Here is a 16,865-nt window from a genome sequence, read left to right on the forward strand (position 1 = left end):
GACCGCAGCCCCGGCGACCAATTTTGCGCAGTCAAGGGCACCACCAGGAGCGCCGCACTCAGCCACTGGTATCACCCCAGGCGATGAAATCTCCCGATGACGGTGTCACGAACTCCCCGGCGAACAGGTTTCCGTCATCGAGGACTTTGAGCTTCCAGTCCCCATCGACCCACCGGAACGTCTCCGGGATCCCTGCATACCCGGTGGGGCTACCCGGGACCGACACGACGAGGGTGATTTGAGCCTCGTCCGGGGTGAACGAGTCCACGATGAACCCGGAGAACACACCAGGGTCCGTCTCCGGCGCTTCTCCGGCCAAGGTCTTGCGATAGACCTCTTTGCCCGGGGACTCCATCACGTAGAGCTCGATGGCTTCGGGCTGACTACCGAGGTTCGACTCCACGATCAGCGACACCCCCATCAGAGCCGCACCCAAGGGCGAGCGTGCGAAACACACCCCGTAGCCGTCCTTGTCCTGTGTCGGTCCGTACGTGTCCGAGACCGGCCACGTCCACCCGGCCTCTGCTTCCCAGCGCAGATCGTCAGGCATCTCGGGCATCGCGGACGTATCCCCGACAGGAACATCACACCTCCCGTCGGAGCCTGCAGGCTGGTTCTGTCCTTCGGGCTTCGTGGCTGCTTCTTCGTCGGTTTCTACCGGGTTGGTGACCAAGAAGATCGCGATGATCGCCACAACAGCGAGAATGGCGATGGAGGCCCACAACGTGACCCGTGGGCGTACACCACCTTCCCGTGCCGTGTTCTCGGTTTCTGGGCTTCCGGTCTCTGGGGTTTCGCTCACGAGGCCTCTCCCTTTCCTTTAGAGGCCGAGAAAGATCGGGGCGATGATCGCTGCCAGCCCGAGGAGCGAGGCTCCGGCAGCCCACCAGCCGACCTTGGCCATGAACTCCCCGCCCTGACCGCCGCGGTGAGCGAAGAACAACCCGATGGCCAGGACCATCAGACCTACGACGGCCAGTGACCCGCCGACGGTCTGGACCCAGAAAATGATGGTGTCCAACCCGTCCTGAACTCCCTGCGGCATGGGCCGAGGCGCGGAAGGCACAGCGATCCGGGACAGCGGTGAGAGGTGGTTCATGGTGTTTCTCCTTCGAAGGTGACGCCAGCCCGGGTGAGCTCGGTCGTGATGCGGGTGAGGTCTTTGGTGGGAATGTCCGTCGCTGATACCAGGACGGACCGGCGTATCAGCAGTGTTGGAATCCACGGGGTCTGCACCAGCGGCAGAGCCCCGGCAAGGATCTTGAGCTCATCGCTGATCAGCCGTGGCGCACGGCCAGGAGCGGCCGCGACAGCGAGCACGCACGTGAAGGCCTCCGCCCCGTGATGGGCGATGGCCTGCTTCGCGGCCGTGATCCCATCGATGGCGCTCCTGGCCACCAGCACCACCCCGCCAGTGACGGTCTCGGACACCCAGCTGGTGACCAGCCCACCGTCCCGGCCGCCCAAAGCCGACGCCCACACTGTGGCACCGGCCCCGCCATGGGCGGCGAGGAACACCGCCAGGCCAGCCTGTTCAGCGGGGACCGGTTCGGTCCCTGCGTCAGGGGCTGACACCACCGACGGCTGTGGAGCGGCCAACGTGGAGGCCGGCGTCTGCGCGGCGGTGATCCACGGGTTCGTTTCCTGCTCGGTCATGGTCATAGGCCTTGAGCCACTTCTGCTCCGGCACGCAACCACGCCCGACGTGTCCGAGAGTCCAGATCGTCGTGCACGATGAGGCCAGCCTTCAACGCCGGGTCATACGGGACGGTGCACACCGCGCGGACGAAGGGCCGGAACCCATCAGCGATCCGCTGCGTGCTCGAGGTGTTCCCCGGCTCGGACTGGGAGACGATGACCACCGCGTTCTCGGCAAGGCGTGCAGCGTGCTCGTCGCGTTCCTGCAGCCCCCGCAGCGTGAGCAGCGCGGCCTCGGCCCGGTCTTCCATCTCCGTGGTCGGCACGACCAGTTGATCGGTGTGCTGGATCATCCTGGCCCAGTCCGATCCGCGATCGACATTGCCCGAATCCATGATGATCAGCCGGTAATACTTCGCGGCCACCTGATGAATCAGGTCCACATCATCCCCGGTCATCACATGCGTGCCGACCAAGCTGTCATCCGAGCGCAGCACATCGAACGTGTCAGCCCTCTGGTGATGGACGTACCCCGACACGTCCCCATACACCGCACTCGTTGAGAGCAGATGTCCACTGTTCTCCAGCACATCCAACGCCGTCGCTGTGTGGGGTCCTTGCTCCGCGCGCCAGCCCAGGGTCCCGACCTCCGGGTTCCCGTCATAGGCCAGCACCCCGCCTCCCCCATGCCTGCCGAACACGGCCGCGAGATTCATCACCGTCGGGGTTTTATTCGCACCGCCCTTACGGTTCACGACCATCACCGTGCGCGTCCCAGCCCAATGCTGGGACACCAACTGCGCATCAACGCGCTCTAAGAGCTCCTTAGCCGAGGGGTGTGTGCGGATCCCCACCCTCGACAACCACCCCCGCACACCATGGGTCGCTGCGGACCTCGCCTCTTGCGTCCGCAGGAACGACTCAGCCTCCCGCAACTCGCGGCGACTCGCCGGAGCTTCAGCCGCCGCCGGAACAGTTGCCGGGGCCTCTACTGGAGCCGGTGCCAAAGCACGAACCGCAGGTGCAGTCGGCGCGGGTGCTTGTGCGGGTGCTGGCACCGTGGCGGCACCAGCCGCCCCTGCAGGGACGGCAAGCATCGGCTGATCGCGTGGTTCCTGCGCCTGCGGTTCTTCCTGCTCCACATCACCATCCGGTGACACGAGCAGACCCGAGAGCCCTGATTCGTCCATGGTGGACACCCGTACCGGACGCTCACACTCCCCGGCTTCGGCGATGACCCGCGCCATGAGCTGACTACGCAGCTGTGCGACGGTCTCTGCTTGAAATGTTTCCTCCCGGGCGTCGATTGTCAGCACACCGGTGTTGTCGGTGTTGATGATCGCGTTGATCACCGGTACTGCTTGAACGAGAGCCTTGTTAATGGCCACAGTTCCTCCCTCTTCCCTCGTGGTATTTCGCTGATTCACGGATCTGTTAGTTCGATGGTCGATTCAGTGGATGTGGTGGTCGGCTCGATGGCCTCGACCAGCCACGGCTCGTCCTGGCCCACCCGGTGCAGCAGCACCGTCCAAGGCCCGGCGTCGGTGGAGAACTGTGCGCTGACCGTCAGCGGGTTGTTCTGCTCCCTGACCAGCACCGGGCCGGACACGATGCTGGAGATGCGCACATTGGCCGGGTCGATGTACCCGGCGGCCTCCGCGTAGTCCTCGGACAGATACGGGAGAAGGTCCGTGTACCAACGGCGCTCCGGTGCCCCCGGGCGGGCGAACAACCCCATCACCTCGGTGGCGATCCCTTCCACGTCCGCGTCCGTCCCCGGCTCCCACGTGACCTCCGGGACTCCCTCGTAGAACTCCCCACCGACCTGATCCTTCGGGCCAAGCGACGACGGAACCGGCGTCGCGGACACCGAAGGCCGGTCCTCTCTGACGCCGCTCGAGGAGGGAGGTGAGAACACGGCGTACCCGCCCAGGAACGCGACGCCGCACACCACGAGTGCGGTGGTCTGGGTGGCCTTCATCCGTGTGGCTCTCATAGAGACAGGCATTACAGGGCTCCTTTGCCGCGCAGGATCGATTCAGGGTCCACGGTCGGGTTCGTCGGGATGGAGGGCTCGTTCGGGGTTCCCGTGAAGAACTCCAGATGCAGGTGGGTGCCGGTGACATTGCCTTCCTGGCCTTCATTGCCCAGCGGCGTCCCCGCGGCGACGGTGTCTCCGACCTTGACCTTCAAGCTCCCGTTAGCCATGTGGTAGTAGCCGAGGGTGAGTTTGCCGTCGAGGGTCTTCCCGTTCACCCGGTTACCGAACTGCCCGTCGTGTTCTCGGGCGATGGTGATCTTCATGTCCGTGGCCGCGACCACCACCCCGCCCACCGGGGCGGTCGTCGTGGACAGGTCAAGGCCGTAGTGGAAATCCGCCAGTACCCCGCCAGCGGTTCCGCCAGGAGCCGAGCGGGGACCGTAGCCGCTGGTGACAGTGGACCCAGGCAGCGGATTCACCCACTTACCGGAAAGCTCCCCAATGACCTCATTACTCGCTGCAGGGCAAGCCCCGCTGGAATCAATGCCCTCGATGTCCCCGCCAGCCAGCGCCTTCACGACCTGCGTGGCCGGGGCGCGGAACTGGGTGTAGTGATTCGGGTTGTCGTTGCGCTGCACCCTGTGAATCGCGGTGCTCGGCTCCAACGCCTCCCACCCCTGCACACGCTGCAGGGCCGTGAAGAAGTTCGTCGCACTGATCGTCGGGTCCATGCGGTCCGCGAGCGAGCCCCACACCCCGTTATCGCGCTGCTGGAACAACCCGCGAGAATCAGGGCCTGCCGCATCCCCATAGGTCTTGACCTCGAGCGTGGACTCACCAATAGCGGTCTGCACACCCAAGATCTGCGCCGAAACCGGCAACTTCAACGCACTAGCCGCCCCCATGATCTCGGCGGCATTCTCCAACTGGACACCCGAAAACCCGGCCACCGACCCATCAACCGTGTCCGCGTCCCCGACCACGCCAGGGACGGCGCACATCCCACTAGCAGACGGTGCAACAGCGAACCCCACCACGAAGATCACCACGACCAGCAAAGGCACAAGGAAAAGCGCGACCAACGCCAGTCCAAGACCGCCGCCCTTCGTTCCCTCCACCACTGCCCAGCCTTCCTTGGTCCTTCTGGAATTGGCGCCCCATCAAGCACTCTCAGAGATGGCCGGACCCCTGACCCTTGGGCCTTGTGACGAAATTTCAGTCGCAACGTTGAGCTGATGCTTTAGGAGCGGTGTCCAACACTTTTCTACGGGCGAGCTTAGCGCATAGTTTAACTATGCGCTAAGCTCGCTGCGTGATCGTTCCTGAGACAGTGCGGCAAGATATATGCCATGCCCCGATACGTGCGTCCTTACGCGTCCCCCGCGATAGAGGCAGCTATTGACGTGTTCGGCGGCAACCACGCGAAGGTCGCTGTCTTGGGATACCTGGCAAAGCACGGTTCGTCTACGGCTGCAGAAGTCGCGGAAGGCACGGGACTGGGTCGCCCGACTGTGAAGGCACACCTGTATCAGTTCGCTGATTCCGGTGTTGTTGTTGCTGATCCCGCCCGGACAGCGCCTGTTGAGGATCGAACTGGACGGCGGGTTAGGTACACCGTCGTGAGTGATGAAGTGCAGCGCCACGTTGACGCTTTGAAGTCTGCGCTCGGTTTGTCGGACTGAGCCGTCAACGACGAGCTCATCCCTGCCAGGACCAGGCGCTACTGACTTGTTCACGGTCGGTTCCTGCCAAGTAGCCCCAAAGCAGTAGCGGCTACCACTGCCACATCGAGACTAACGCGTGAACACGCTTGTTCCAAACATGTTCAGAACTTTGAGCTACCTCTAGTATTGCTTCGAATCATCAAGCAAAGCGGCGATTGCATCGAGAGTCTCGTTGTCGACTTCGGCCAACGTGCGGGTAGCAAACTCCTTGACCTTCGCTCGACGCATCGCGGCCAGCAGCTCCAGCTCATGCTGGATCCGTTCTGGGACGTCACCATCGGCTTTGAGCAGGTAGTCGGTGTCGACCTGGAAGAAGTCAGCCAGTGCCGTAATTACTTCGGAGGGCTGCCTTACGGTGAGGTCCCCGACCTTCAGGTGATGCCATCGTGTACGAGACAGCTTCACACCACGGGATGCGAGGGCGGCGGCAATGTCGTTGAACTCGAACTGTCTGCCCTCAGAGGTGACCATCACGTCCAGCAGCAGCTCGATCTTCCTGCTGAGGATCTGAGATTCCCTCAGATTTCGTCGTGCTGTGCTTTCATCGGCCACGTCTACTTCGCCTCCAAAGTGTGAACGGGTGTTTTCCTGTCACGTGTAAGACCGATGGAACGGCACCAGTCCTGTACTGCTTGTTCCCATTGTGCTGGGGCACTATTCCACTCCAGCGTATGGTGAGCGTGATCGAACTCGACGTACGACGCCCTCGTAGGATTTCTCGCTGCGAAACTGCGTGATGAGTTCACCGGCACTGAGGTGTCGGCAGACCCATGGAAGACGAGAGTCGGGAAACCCGGATCGTAAGTGGCCGACGACCCTGGCAAGTGCCGAAGATTGATCTTAGGCGATGGCGGCCATCGGAAGACGTTGAACATGGAGATCGTCCAACCACAAAGCCAGGCGGGTAGACGCCGCTTTTTCAATCTGGCGTCGATGATGGTTTCCCAATCTAGGGCCGGAGATACGAGTACTGCACCCACAGTTGGGATGGTCGGTGCTTCGCGAGCGGCATGAAGGGCAATGGATGCCCCTAGGGACCATCCGACAAAAAGAACCTCCGATGCACCGCGGCTAGTCGCGTAGGCAGCCGCAGCGGCGACATCACTCCACTCAGTAGTCCCCAGAGTGCTTCGGCGCGCCGCCTGATCACCAAGGTCGAGAGAGGTTCTATAGGTGGCGACGAGAGATGTGAAGCCGAGCTGTTCGAAGACGCTGACGCCTCGAAGGCATTGTTGCCGCGAGCTTCCCAAGCCGTGGACATGGATTACCCATGCACCAGGGGAAGGGCTTTTTGTAGGTATTTCCCATGCCGGACGGCCGCCTATATCGACGTCCTTGTACAGCAGACCGAAGTCCATCGGAGTCTTGCCCATAAATCCGGAGAGTTGTCCGCGCTGATCGGCCGCGACACGGCCAACATCACCTCGCACCACGTACCGCCGGGTCAAAGTTTCGTAGATAGGTGCGTTCAGAGCGATGAGAGGCCCACCGGAAGCAGCTCGAATACTCAGTTGGCCGGGATGATCAGCAAAGGAACCGCGGGTGAACTCAAGGTACTTGCCCCGATCGTCTGTGCCATGGCCCACTACTTCTATCAACTGACGCTGCGCCGTCGCGTCAGTTACAGTTCTTCGCACATACCAGGGCAGTCCCGCAAGGAAGCTCACAGCGGCCGTCGATGCCGCACCGATGATCAACCGCTTCATTCAGTTGCCCGTCCTTGGCGCAGGCACAGCATCTCTGCGCGGTTCAGCGCTTCACGTTGGACAGGTGTGAGTTCGAAGTCAAGGCCGCTCGCCACGTTCAACCAGTCATGGATCTCGATGACAAGTCGATGGATCGTCTCTAGGCTTTGGCGCCCACTCCTGCCTTCACGCTGCACGTCCTGCAATGTTGTTCCAACCAAACTTACGCCTGGTGATTTAGCGACAGTTGTAAGCCAGACACGTCGAATATCCGGTTCAATTTGGGCCAGCTGCCGTCGCAGGGAAAGAGACGTCAGCAGCCGTCCAATCGGTGGAATCGCCAACCCAACACACAGCAACAGAACCGTAATCAGGTACAGGACGTCGTAAACGGGCCCAACGGCAGCTAGGAATCTGGTGGCTTCATAAATATGGGCGGCATCCATAACAATGACTACTACGCATAGAACCAACGCGGTGAAGCAACCTGCTCCTATGATGCTGAACCCTACTCGAAAGCGTGGTCTGCGCATCCTCGGAACGTTCTGAAGGCAGGTGACAAGTGTTCCGCTCATCACCGAGAAGATGTAGATGTACTGCACGGCGGAGTAGGCAGCAGCGGCCACTTGATCCCCGTAGTCACGCATGAAGGTCGTCGACGCGTCCGGATCATCAATCAGGGCAAAACTAACGACCATTAAGACAGCCGTAGCTTGAGCAGCACCGCGCATCCAGATTGTTCGCCGCTCTCGTAGGGCCGCTACGCGGATCGCCCCTCGGGTGATGGCACTCGAGAGGTAGTAGATGCCCATGATCAGCAGCAGGTTCGCTACGAGGTCCAGCGCGTTAGCCCAGGGAAGTTGCGCGTTAACCCAGACGTAGACCTGGTCGATATTCGTCGTCAAGGAAGCGGCGATCAGAGCAGAAGCTCGCAACATGGAGTTGTCAGGTCGCTTTCGCGCGCGCAAAGCGAGAATGAAAACGAGTGACCACATGAAAACGGCGACGGCGATAGTGATCATTCGAAGTAGTCCTCATAGTTGAGGATCTCTGCACTTGATGTTCGCAAGGCCGCAGCGAGCAGATCCGCCAAGTACTCCGCTGTGGCTTCAAGATCCGACCGAAAATCACCGCGAGCAAGCGCTTTCGACACTACTTCTCCGGAGATTTGCTGGAAAACCTTGATGCCCTGCCAAGTTGCGTCAGGGAGCTCATCGTGCCGAAGAATCATGTGTGAGATTTCGTGCAGGATCATCTGTTGCCTATGCAGCGGGCCATGCGTCGCTGAATGATAGACAACGTCGACGTCGTCGCGAGGTATCCACAGTCCGCAGATTTTCTTACCGGTCAACTTCGAGGTTTCCATGATGACGAGTCGTCGGCCACGAATACGTTCTACATGTGCAAGTAGCAGCTCTAGTGTCAGGTACGCCGGAAGGCTCAACTGCACGAACGCTTGCATTGCAAGGGAGCGCAGACGATCATCCATGCATCTCCTCAAGCCGTCGTGGTGTGTCTAGTCTAGTTCCGAACATGTTCGAGTCGTGTAGCGTCAGCACTACATTTTAGTCAGGCTGCTAGAAGGAGCCTCGTGCGATGTACGACACGCCGGTTCATCGACCATCCCCAGGACAGCCAAGCCCTAGGGCTAGGTTAAGTTCCATGGGAAAGACACCAAGGCGAGCTCGCGGCGCTGCTCTCAACATGGCGCAGGTCAATTACAAGGTGCCCGTCGACTGCAAGGCCAAGCTCGAGTACGTATCCAATCAGCTAGGCGTCAGTGCTGCTGAAGGCTTGGAGTTGATTCTTACGCATCTAGAACTAGACGAGCACGGGTTGCCTGCTTGGGCTGACCGCGACAGGATTCCGGAGGCGCTGCCCATGGCGCAAGCCAGTTAAACGATGAAGGCCCGCCAACTAGGCGGGCCTTCATATCAAGTTATCTAAGCTCCACACCGTGCTTCCGGCAAGATTCCCGGTGAAGAGCTCCGCTGGTTGCGTCCTTTTCAGGTCGCTCCCTTTCTCGAAAGCATACCCGAGTGCTCGATGCACCTCCAGCTCTTTCTGTCACGCCACGCCGTGACGATCCCCACCATGCAGCGTGGGTGCTTGCTCCGCTGATCGCGGGTCAACCCTTTTATCGGTGTGGTCGGTGGGTGCAGGGCCGTTTTCAGTACCCGCGGCCAGCTACTCCCCTGCCTATTACGAGGACGGCCCCGACGAGGCCGGCGGCTGTCATGCTGCACGACGTCGATGGCACTGTCCGCACACTGTGCCTGGACCTGGACACCTCCAAAGCCCGGAAGAGCGTCGTCGACGACGACGCCCGACGCCTCGGAGACCTCCTGCGGGCAGCTGGTCTTGTCTTTGTCGAGGATGAGTCCCCGAGTGGGGGCCGGCATTTGTACGTGCCTTTGCAGGAACCCCTGATCGCGGCCGAGGCCCGCCAGCTGGTCGAAGCTCTCGGGCAGCGTGCTGTCAGTCTTGATCCGAGCCCGCACCAGAACGTCGTCCACGGGTGCATCCGGGTCCCAGGATCCGCGCACAAGGCCGGTGGCCATCAGAGCCTGATCACACCGCTGACTGAGGCGTATGGCATCCTCACCCGCCGCAACCCCGCAACCGCTGTGACCGCGCTCAGGAAGGCGCTGGCCCCGGAGCTGTACCGGGCGGAGCAGGACCGCCGCCGCGCCCAGGCCCGTGCAGCCGCCGCGACCAGCACAGCGCGACCAGGTGTAGGAGCCGAGAGAGCTCCTGTGGGGCGTGAGGATTCGCCGCTGCGGGTGGTGGCCCGTACCGGGGTCTACGACACCACCCGATACGCCAGCGACTCGGAGGCCCGCATGGCGGTCTTGAACCACCTCGCGGCCTGCCGGTGGAACATCGACCAGGTCCGCACCAGCATCACCGGACGCGGCGAAACCCGGGCCGCACACACAGGCTTGGCCGCCCTGTACGGGGCCAAACAGGAGCGGCTCCTGCCGATCGAGTGGGCCAAGGCCCAAGCCTTCACCGGCACCGACAGCCCCGCCACCGTCAAAAGACCCTCCCAGCGTGCAGGGGAAAGCACTGCGCATAAGTCCGACACAAGCCCTACTTCTCTCACGGGGGGCAGCCCCAAAGCTGATCCAGCCACCAGTGAGCAGTCGATCCATCAGCTCGTGAACGATCTGGAGAACATCCTCTACGCGGTCCTCGATCACCGACTCCAAACCCTGGGCCGGGTGAGCATCAGTCTGCGCTTCCTCATCCGAGCTGTCCTGGCCTATATGCGTACCAATCAGACGACACTCCTGGACGTCGGCTGCCGGTCCTTCGCCGTCGCCCTGGGGAAGAACCACGACACCATCGCCCGCCTCCTACCCATGTTGGAGGCAGCATCGGCTGGGATCCTCACCCGGGTTGATCGCGGCCGCGGACGCAACGCCGACACCTACGCCATTCAGCTCCCCGCTGAGTTCGAGTCTCTTGCTCGGGAGCTGACCTGGCGGAAAGGCAAGATTCACGCCATCCGGCCCGTCTTCCGGGTCCTCGGGGACGTCGCAGCGCTCACTTACGAGGCGATCGAGCGTGGCCGCCGCTCCCCCACCACCGCGGACCTTGTTCGCTCTACCGGGATCAGCCGGCGTGCCCTGACCGATCACCTGGCGCGTATGGAAGCCCTGGGGATAATTCGCCGGCACCGGGACCGGTGGCAGATCGTGGCCACCACCAACCTCGCCCACCTCGCAGACCGGTTAGGGGCTACCACAGACCGGCAAGAACAGATCAACCGGTACCGGCGGCAGCGCGCGGCCTGGCACGCCTGGCTCGACCGGCACCTGGTCCCGCAGCTGGATGAGTACGAGTTCTACGACCCGGAGGTGGACGAGTACTGGTTACCGCCCCTCGAGGATGAGGAGGAGCTCCAACACTCCCTCTGGCACGCCGCCCGCACCGCCGCTCGACACGCGGCCTGATGCGGGCAGCGCGATCCGACACACAGGGGCGAAGGTTCTCGCCCACCTCAGGAGCTGTGTGATGGACTAGAACTCGCTGCGCCGGCTAGGCAACTGCCCCCTCGCTGATGCCGGCGTAGCACGAACCGTGTGCAGGGCGTCATCCCTTGAGAGTGGACGAACGGACACCCTCGATGCCCTGCACACGACCCCCACACGCCGCCGCCTGTGTATCTACGATCGACCGGTTCGGGTGGATGCGCCTGCTGCCCACATGATGCACGGCACAAGCTCCCCGGCGCTTCGCTGCTTGTCCCGCACACACCTGGACAGCAGGAACCCGATAGACCGCCTGCACACACCCATCGAGTCTCACCTGGCGCCGGTATCTCACCTCGAGCGCCGCGACGGCTGTGCACAGGCTCCTTCAGGAGGTGGATCGGTTCTCAACCACAAGGTGCCGGCGGGTGCACTGTGCAGGGCGCACCCACGCCTCACGGGCCCGCGAGAACTCCACCCATTGCGCGTACACAGCATCTTGGGTCCACGCCATGGCGAAGCCCTTCGCTGTCTGCCTCCCGCCGTCTGGATACTCCAGCACCCACAGCGCCGGCGCTTTCTCCGGCTCCGTCACCGGGCCCTCCGGGGCTTCCAGCTGCAGCGGCGGCACATACCGGTCCGCACTCGGAGGAATTCCATGCCACCCAGGACGAGGAGAAGAACCCATGCCCCGCACCGTAACCGGCTCCCCCGACAGTCAGGACTTACGAGTCGTGACCCCTATGAATCACGATCAGGGAACAGCCCGGTCGATCCACAGGTGGCGGCACCGATAGGACTAAGGACCAGGTGTAGAGCACTTCGCTGGAGCTCAGCTCTACGATCACCACCCTTTTTGCAGCTGCCGGTGAAGCGTACGCACTCCCTCCGACCTGTCGACGGCTACGCCGCCACGAGACCAGAACTTCTCCCGGGCGCTGACGCTTATTTCCCGGAAGAACTGCTGGTCTCGTGGCCCTACGGGTAGACAGCTCTGTCGCGGAGCGCAGCGAGACAAGCTCGCCAGCAGCAAAAAGCGATGGAGAGGAACCCACACCATGAAACTTCCAGCCCACCCGTCCAGCGATCAGGGCGACTTGTTCGACCTCCTCACCCTCGCAGAGCCCATCACCGCTCCCCTAGGCTTCACCGTCGACGCCTACACCCCCGACGAGCACCACACCGCCTGCGAACGCTGGAGGATTGAGCACGGCACTTTCGCCATGTCAGGCAGATCCCACATGTGGCACTGCGCCGGATACGACGTCGGATGCAACCGGATCCTCGCCGGCGACCACCCGACCGTCCTGATGACCGCGGGCACGCGCTGCGAGCACTACGGGCGTCCCCGCTGCTCCTGCGTCGGTGACCTGCTCTACCGCATCCACTGCGAAGGTTGCGGCCACGTCACCGGCATCCACGCCCACGAGAATGACGCCGTCGAAGACCACCTCGACCACTGCTGGACCGGCTGGCGGAACCTGCCCGTCCTCACCCAAGCCAAGAACGGCACATGGAAGATCCCCGCCGACTACCCCACCACGTGGCAGATACCCGGCGCACCGATCCGCACCCTCCGCCAACCCCTCGCCACCCGCCACGTCCCCAGCCGCGCCTCCTTCGGAGGCTACGACACCGGAACAATAACCCCATAAGACCTAATAGTAGTGTTATACCCGTTACCCCCATTGGGTATCGGGTGCACCACTGCTGTCTGGGCCCGGCCCGCTGGTGACGTCCCTAATATTTCTAACGGTTCTGATGTGTATATTAGTTCTATTAGGTGTATTGGTACTGCTGAAGGAGAGTAATGACCGCGTCCATCCTCGCCCTGTGTAACCAGAAAGGTGGAGTGGGTAAGAGCACCACGGCTTTCCACTTGGCCCGTAGTGCGGTCACCAAGGGCCTGCGCGTCCTCGTGGTCGACGCCGATCCGCAAGGCAACATCACCAGTGTTCTCACGGACGACGTGGGCGACGATGTCGCCGGCCTGGCAGACGTGCTCAGTGCGCGGGCATCGGAGACGATCAGCGACGTCGCTGTGAACGGCATCTGGGAGAGGCTGACGGTCGTCCCGACAGCGGGGGAGACCCTCGGTGTTGTGCGGGACGAATTGGTCGTTGCCGGCGCAGGACGCGAAGCTAGGTTGCGGGACGCCCTGCACCTGGTGCGTGAGGACTACGACCTGATCCTCATAGACTGCGCGCCGAGTCTGGACACCCTCACGATCAACGGACTCACCGCCGCCGACGGGGTCATCGTCGTGACCCAGTCCAAGCTTTGGAGCGCGAACGGGCTCGCCAAGCTCCTCGACACTATCGCCGCCGTCCAAGCGCACTACAACCCCCAGCTGAGCGTCGCAGGCATCCTCGTGAACCAGCACGAAGCCCGCACAGTCGGCGGTGCGCACTGGGTAGAGCAGATCCAGGAAGCGACAACAGCTCGAGGTCTTCCCTTGCTGCAGCCACCCGTGCCAAAGCGTGCGCTCATTGCCGATGCCACCGAATCGGCGCGAGGACTCGACGAGCTCGGAGCCGACGGGATCGAACTGGCACGTCTCTACGACAACTACCTCAGCGCACTGATGGGAAGGAAGTAACACGATGGCCACTCGTCCAACGCCGCGGAAATCCACCCTGGCTGGAACATCACCAGTGACAGCACTAGCACAACCAGCACCACCGACAGAGCCACACCAGAGGCCCGAGAGCGCAGAGCCGGGTAATCCCACGACGAAACCGGCAGCTGAGCCCGTACCAGCCAAGAAAACCAAGGTCGCCTACTACCACGACGCAGATATGGCCGCACGGATCAGGGGAGCGTTCCAAGCAACAGCGCACCTGGAAAGCCACCGCAGTTTCTCCGACTTCCACGCCAGCGTCATGGAAGCAGAACTAGAACGGCTTGAAGCGAAGTACAACAACGGGCAACCCTACGAAAAAGCAGCCCCACGAAGTGGACGCCTCGGCCGACCACTCGAGTAGAAAAAGAGCGGCACCCCAATAGGTATAATGGTACTATTAGACCTATAAGAACCTATGTTCCTAAGGGGGATAAGCCCGTGACGCTCATAATCTACGTCAAACCGACCGGCTGCTTTGGCTGCGACAAGACCAAGCAGAAGTTCACCGAGGCCGGCATCGAATTCACCGCCGTGGACATCACCACCAACAGTGAGGCCCTCGCCTACATCACCGATGAGCTCGGCTACAGCCAAGCACCCGTAGTCGTGTACGAGAAGGACGGCAGTGAAGACCACTGGTCAGGGCTGAACCCCCTCAAGATCACCCAGGTCATTAACCTCCACCTCCGGTAGAGACAGACAGCGCGTGTTAACAGCAGCGATCCCCGAGAACGGGGCGAAGTGACGTTATCCAGCCGGTGGAGGGGCGCGTGCCTACCGGTATCGTAGTAGTCAGAGTAGTATTCCTACTATTACTACTACTACTTGAGGGAGGCGCGCATGGCGGACGACGCTGTTCCGACTACACCATTGGCACCTGGCATGTCTGGTGGGGCGGGGGTTCCGGTGAAGGAGCGGGTGTATGCCGCAGCGGAGACGATCAGTGCTGAGCGTCCTCCGACGGTCTCCAGTGTCCGGGAGGCCGCGGGGGTCAGTAACGCCGACGCGACCCGGTATCTGAGGGAGTGGCGGGAGGAGAAGGCCGCTGCGGGTTCGCGTATCGCCGCGACGCCGCAGTCTGTGTTGGAGCAGGCTGCGAGACTGGCTGGTTCTGTGTGGGCTGACGCTGTGGCCCTGGCCGCGGAGCAGCACGCCGCCGTGGAAGCCCGTTGGGTCAGGGACAGTCAGGACAAGGACACCGAACTGGGAGAACTCGTCGCGGACCTGGACCGGATCACCACCGAGCACACCACCGAGACCGCGGGATTGCGAGCCGAACTCGCCCAGGCCGCCGAGCGTGTCACAGCCGCGGAGTCCCGGGCATCCCTGGCAGAGGAAGCCGCCGCCGAGATCCGCGCTGAGATCAGTACGCTCACGAGTGATCTCGCCGCGGCCCGGGCACGCGCGGAGACCCTGCAGCACGCTCACGACGCCCTGCTCCAACGCATCACCCCCGAAGACACGACGAAGGAACAACCCCGGGAGCCGGACAGCCAGTAAACCCCTAGCGTCGACGGGGGTACGAGGCTCAGCGACGATGACACCGACAACCCGGTGCCGGGCATCGCCTGCACGGCTGAGCTGAGCAGGTAGTCCCGAGCGTGCAGGACGCCGCGCTGGTCGGGGCGGCACGCCGCCGAACAGCTGGCAGGCGAATCACCGGCCAGGGCCACCGTCTAGAAGCACCCAGGGCCCTGACCCCTGAGCGGGCTATCCACAGCACGATTGTGCGTGTCGACGCTCATCGCTGCCAGGAGCTATGGTCCTGTGCTCAAGGGACCGTGGCGCCGACCTGGGGGGGGGTGCCCTTGAAACGGTGGCTGCTCGATGATGTGAGAGCTGCTCGATGACCTGGGAGTTGCTGGGTCGTATCGCGTCAGCGGATCCGGTGCCCGGCTACCGCTTGGTATGAGACGAGGGAGGGGTGCTGGTGCGCTTCGATGAGTTGATTCTCCCCGTACATGAGTACCCCCGCGGTGTGTGTGAGAGCAGGGGAGAGTGGTTGCTGTTCTACTCCCGCGGTGTGCCGGTGGAGCAGATCGCTGCCTGGTGCAGGGCAGATACGGCCACGGTGCGTAGGACCATCCGTCGGGAAGTGGCCCGGAATCCTGGCTGGTTCGCCCGTCGCTGGTTTATCCACGACCAACCGGCTCAACTCTCCCACCAGGGGCGGGGGAGGTGGAGTCGGGATCAGGTGTGGTGGGAGCACTACACCGACCTTGTTGCCTACGTTCATGCACACGGCGCCCTGCCGGCCCAGAACGACAGCACCGTGGCCCGGGTGTTGTACCGGTGGATTGAGAATCAGCGCAGGACCTTCGACGCCGGCAAACTTGGCGTCGAGAGGGTCGCGGCCCTGGACAGGGTGGGGGAGTGGGTCGGTACCCGCAAAGGCAACCCGGAGGAGCTGTGGGCGCGGCGCCTCGAAGAGCTACAGCTGTTCCGGGCCGAGAAGAACCGGTTTCCCCGGCACGAGAAAGCCCGATACTCGGAGGAGAAGGTCCTTGCGGTGTGGCTCGGCCGGCAACGCACCTGGCACCGCAAAGGCAGGCTCCGCCCCGACAGACTCCAACGCCTCAACCAGGTCGTTCCTGGCTGGAACAAGACGGCCCTGGGAAGAGCGCGGTCTGCGGAGCCTTGACGGGTGAGCCGGCTGGGCGGTAAGTACCTGCTACTAACCTCGGGGGGTGTTAGTGGGCTGCGTTGTAGGCGTCGACGATGGACTGGGAGACCCGGCCCCGTGAGCTGGTGGTGTGTCCGTTGTCCAGGGCCCACTGACGGATCCGCTGCGTCTCCTCACGCTTCGCCCTCCCCGAGACTGATCCGGAGGAGGCCGGGGGCTTGGAGCCCTGCCCGCGCCGGCCGGCGGCTTTCCGACCCTTGTCCGCATACCCGGTGAGAGTGGCACGGAGCTTGTCCGCGTTCTCGGTGGTCAGGTCGATCTCGTACTCGGTGCCATCGACACCGAAACGAACGGTCTCCTGAGCCACCTCACCGGTGAGGTCATCGACCAATTCAACCTGTACACGCTGCGCCATATTCTCTGTCACTCCTAAAATCGTTGCTGGGTATTATCGGGTCCCCTTATTTTTACTCTATCGCGCCACGCATATGCGGCTCTTCGTAATTGAGAGTGCGGGCGGGGTGGCCGGTGTGGGCGCGTCGGTCACGGGATAGGCGTCGAGGCCTTCCGATGATGGAAGTTCCTACACTGCCCACCCGAAAGACCTCGACGTG

At 62.6% G+C, this 16,865-nt stretch carries 19 protein-coding genes; 8 read left to right on the forward strand and 11 right to left on the reverse strand.

Features of this window, described 5'->3' with window-relative positions; all coding sequences use genetic code 11:
• Nucleotides 1-58: 58 nt before the first annotated feature.
• From FQ377_RS13790 to FQ377_RS13815, 6 genes are all read right to left on the reverse strand, one after another.
• On the reverse strand, nt 59-802 hold the full coding sequence (locus tag FQ377_RS13790) for a DUF8175 domain-containg protein (protein ID WP_148601783.1): 744 nt from the start codon (nt 800-802) through the stop codon (nt 59-61).
• An 18-nt stretch (nt 803-820) separates the two neighbouring features.
• Nucleotides 821-1,099, reverse strand: coding sequence for a hypothetical protein (locus FQ377_RS13795; RefSeq protein WP_148601784.1), 279 nt, complete (start codon nt 1,097-1,099; stop codon nt 821-823).
• On the reverse strand, nt 1,096-1,656 hold the full coding sequence (locus tag FQ377_RS13800) for a hypothetical protein (protein WP_148601785.1): 561 nt from the start codon (nt 1,654-1,656) through the stop codon (nt 1,096-1,098). The genes FQ377_RS13795 and FQ377_RS13800 overlap by 4 nt, the downstream gene beginning before the upstream one ends.
• A 2-nt stretch (nt 1,657-1,658) precedes the next feature.
• The gene (locus FQ377_RS13805; protein ID WP_262364473.1) at nt 1,659-2,990 is read right to left on the reverse strand and encodes a MinD/ParA family ATP-binding protein; all 1,332 of its coding nucleotides are present in this window, start codon (nt 2,988-2,990) and stop codon (nt 1,659-1,661) included.
• Nucleotides 2,991-3,061: 71 nt separating this feature from the next.
• Nucleotides 3,062-3,646 (reverse strand): hypothetical protein, encoded by a 585-nt coding sequence (locus FQ377_RS13810; protein WP_148601786.1) that lies wholly within the window; start codon nt 3,644-3,646, stop codon nt 3,062-3,064.
• A complete protein-coding gene (locus FQ377_RS13815) occupies nt 3,646-4,737 on the reverse strand; it encodes a M23 family metallopeptidase (RefSeq protein ID WP_262364474.1) in 1,092 nt (363 codons plus the stop codon). The genes FQ377_RS13810 and FQ377_RS13815 overlap by 1 nt, the downstream gene beginning before the upstream one ends.
• A gap of 231 nt (nt 4,738-4,968) precedes the next feature.
• Here FQ377_RS13815 and FQ377_RS15315 point away from each other — a divergent pair, with 231 nt between their 5' ends.
• The gene (locus FQ377_RS15315; protein WP_148601787.1) at nt 4,969-5,301 is read left to right on the forward strand and encodes a MarR family winged helix-turn-helix transcriptional regulator; all 333 of its coding nucleotides are present in this window, start codon (nt 4,969-4,971) and stop codon (nt 5,299-5,301) included.
• A 162-nt stretch (nt 5,302-5,463) separates the two neighbouring features.
• Here the strand turns inward: FQ377_RS15315 and FQ377_RS15185 are convergent, their stop codons facing one another.
• The 4 genes from FQ377_RS15185 to FQ377_RS13840 are packed head-to-tail and all read right to left on the reverse strand — an operon-like array spanning nt 5,464 to nt 8,517.
• Nucleotides 5,464-5,895 carry a hypothetical protein gene (locus tag FQ377_RS15185; protein WP_262364475.1) on the reverse strand — a complete coding sequence of 144 codons (432 nt, stop codon included), beginning with the start codon at nt 5,893-5,895 and terminating at the stop codon, nt 5,464-5,466.
• 2 nt (nt 5,896-5,897) lie between these two features.
• Complete coding sequence (locus FQ377_RS13830; RefSeq protein WP_148601788.1) at nt 5,898-7,049, reverse strand: alpha/beta hydrolase; 1,152 nt, start codon at nt 7,047-7,049, stop codon at nt 5,898-5,900.
• The gene (locus FQ377_RS13835) at nt 7,046-8,050 is read right to left on the reverse strand and encodes a hypothetical protein (RefSeq protein WP_148601789.1); all 1,005 of its coding nucleotides are present in this window, start codon (nt 8,048-8,050) and stop codon (nt 7,046-7,048) included. The genes FQ377_RS13830 and FQ377_RS13835 overlap by 4 nt, the downstream gene beginning before the upstream one ends.
• On the reverse strand, nt 8,047-8,517 hold the full coding sequence (locus FQ377_RS13840) for a hypothetical protein (protein ID WP_148601790.1): 471 nt from the start codon (nt 8,515-8,517) through the stop codon (nt 8,047-8,049). The genes FQ377_RS13835 and FQ377_RS13840 overlap by 4 nt, the downstream gene beginning before the upstream one ends.
• Nucleotides 8,518-8,690: 173 nt before the next feature.
• On the opposite strand from FQ377_RS13840, the gene FQ377_RS13845 reads away from it, so the two are divergent.
• The 7 genes from FQ377_RS13845 to FQ377_RS13875 all read left to right on the forward strand — a co-directional run bounded on the left by FQ377_RS13845 (nt 8,691) and on the right by FQ377_RS13875 (nt 16,269).
• Complete coding sequence (locus tag FQ377_RS13845) at nt 8,691-8,927, forward strand: hypothetical protein (RefSeq protein ID WP_148601791.1); 237 nt, start codon at nt 8,691-8,693, stop codon at nt 8,925-8,927.
• Between the two features lie 338 nt (nt 8,928-9,265).
• Complete coding sequence (locus FQ377_RS13850) at nt 9,266-10,987, forward strand: winged helix-turn-helix domain-containing protein (RefSeq protein ID WP_187393383.1); 1,722 nt, start codon at nt 9,266-9,268, stop codon at nt 10,985-10,987.
• Nucleotides 10,988-12,063: 1,076 nt separating this feature from the next.
• Nucleotides 12,064-12,660, forward strand: a complete 597-nt coding sequence (locus FQ377_RS13855) for a DUF6349 family protein (RefSeq protein ID WP_148601792.1) — start codon at nt 12,064-12,066, stop codon at nt 12,658-12,660.
• A 155-nt stretch (nt 12,661-12,815) separates the two neighbouring features.
• Nucleotides 12,816-13,604 carry a ParA family protein gene (locus FQ377_RS13860; protein ID WP_148601793.1) on the forward strand — a complete coding sequence of 263 codons (789 nt, stop codon included), beginning with the start codon at nt 12,816-12,818 and terminating at the stop codon, nt 13,602-13,604.
• A gap of 462 nt (nt 13,605-14,066) precedes the next feature.
• Nucleotides 14,067-14,321 (forward strand): glutaredoxin family protein, encoded by a 255-nt coding sequence (locus FQ377_RS13865; RefSeq protein WP_148601794.1) that lies wholly within the window; start codon nt 14,067-14,069, stop codon nt 14,319-14,321.
• 225 nt (nt 14,322-14,546) lie between these two features.
• Nucleotides 14,547-15,128, forward strand: a complete 582-nt coding sequence (locus FQ377_RS13870) for a DNA-binding protein (protein WP_262364476.1) — start codon at nt 14,547-14,549, stop codon at nt 15,126-15,128.
• A 430-nt stretch (nt 15,129-15,558) separates the two neighbouring features.
• The gene (locus FQ377_RS13875) at nt 15,559-16,269 is read left to right on the forward strand and encodes a helicase associated domain-containing protein (RefSeq protein ID WP_187393385.1); all 711 of its coding nucleotides are present in this window, start codon (nt 15,559-15,561) and stop codon (nt 16,267-16,269) included.
• A gap of 49 nt (nt 16,270-16,318) precedes the next feature.
• Here FQ377_RS13875 and FQ377_RS13880 read toward each other — a convergent pair whose 3' ends face one another.
• Nucleotides 16,319-16,678 carry a histone-like nucleoid-structuring protein Lsr2 gene (locus FQ377_RS13880; RefSeq protein WP_316245934.1) on the reverse strand — a complete coding sequence of 120 codons (360 nt, stop codon included), beginning with the start codon at nt 16,676-16,678 and terminating at the stop codon, nt 16,319-16,321.
• Nucleotides 16,679-16,865 lie beyond the last annotated feature (187 nt).

This window comes from Arthrobacter echini (assembly GCF_008107445.1).
Taxonomy (GTDB): domain Bacteria; phylum Actinomycetota; class Actinomycetes; order Actinomycetales; family Micrococcaceae; genus Arthrobacter_D; species Arthrobacter_D echini_A.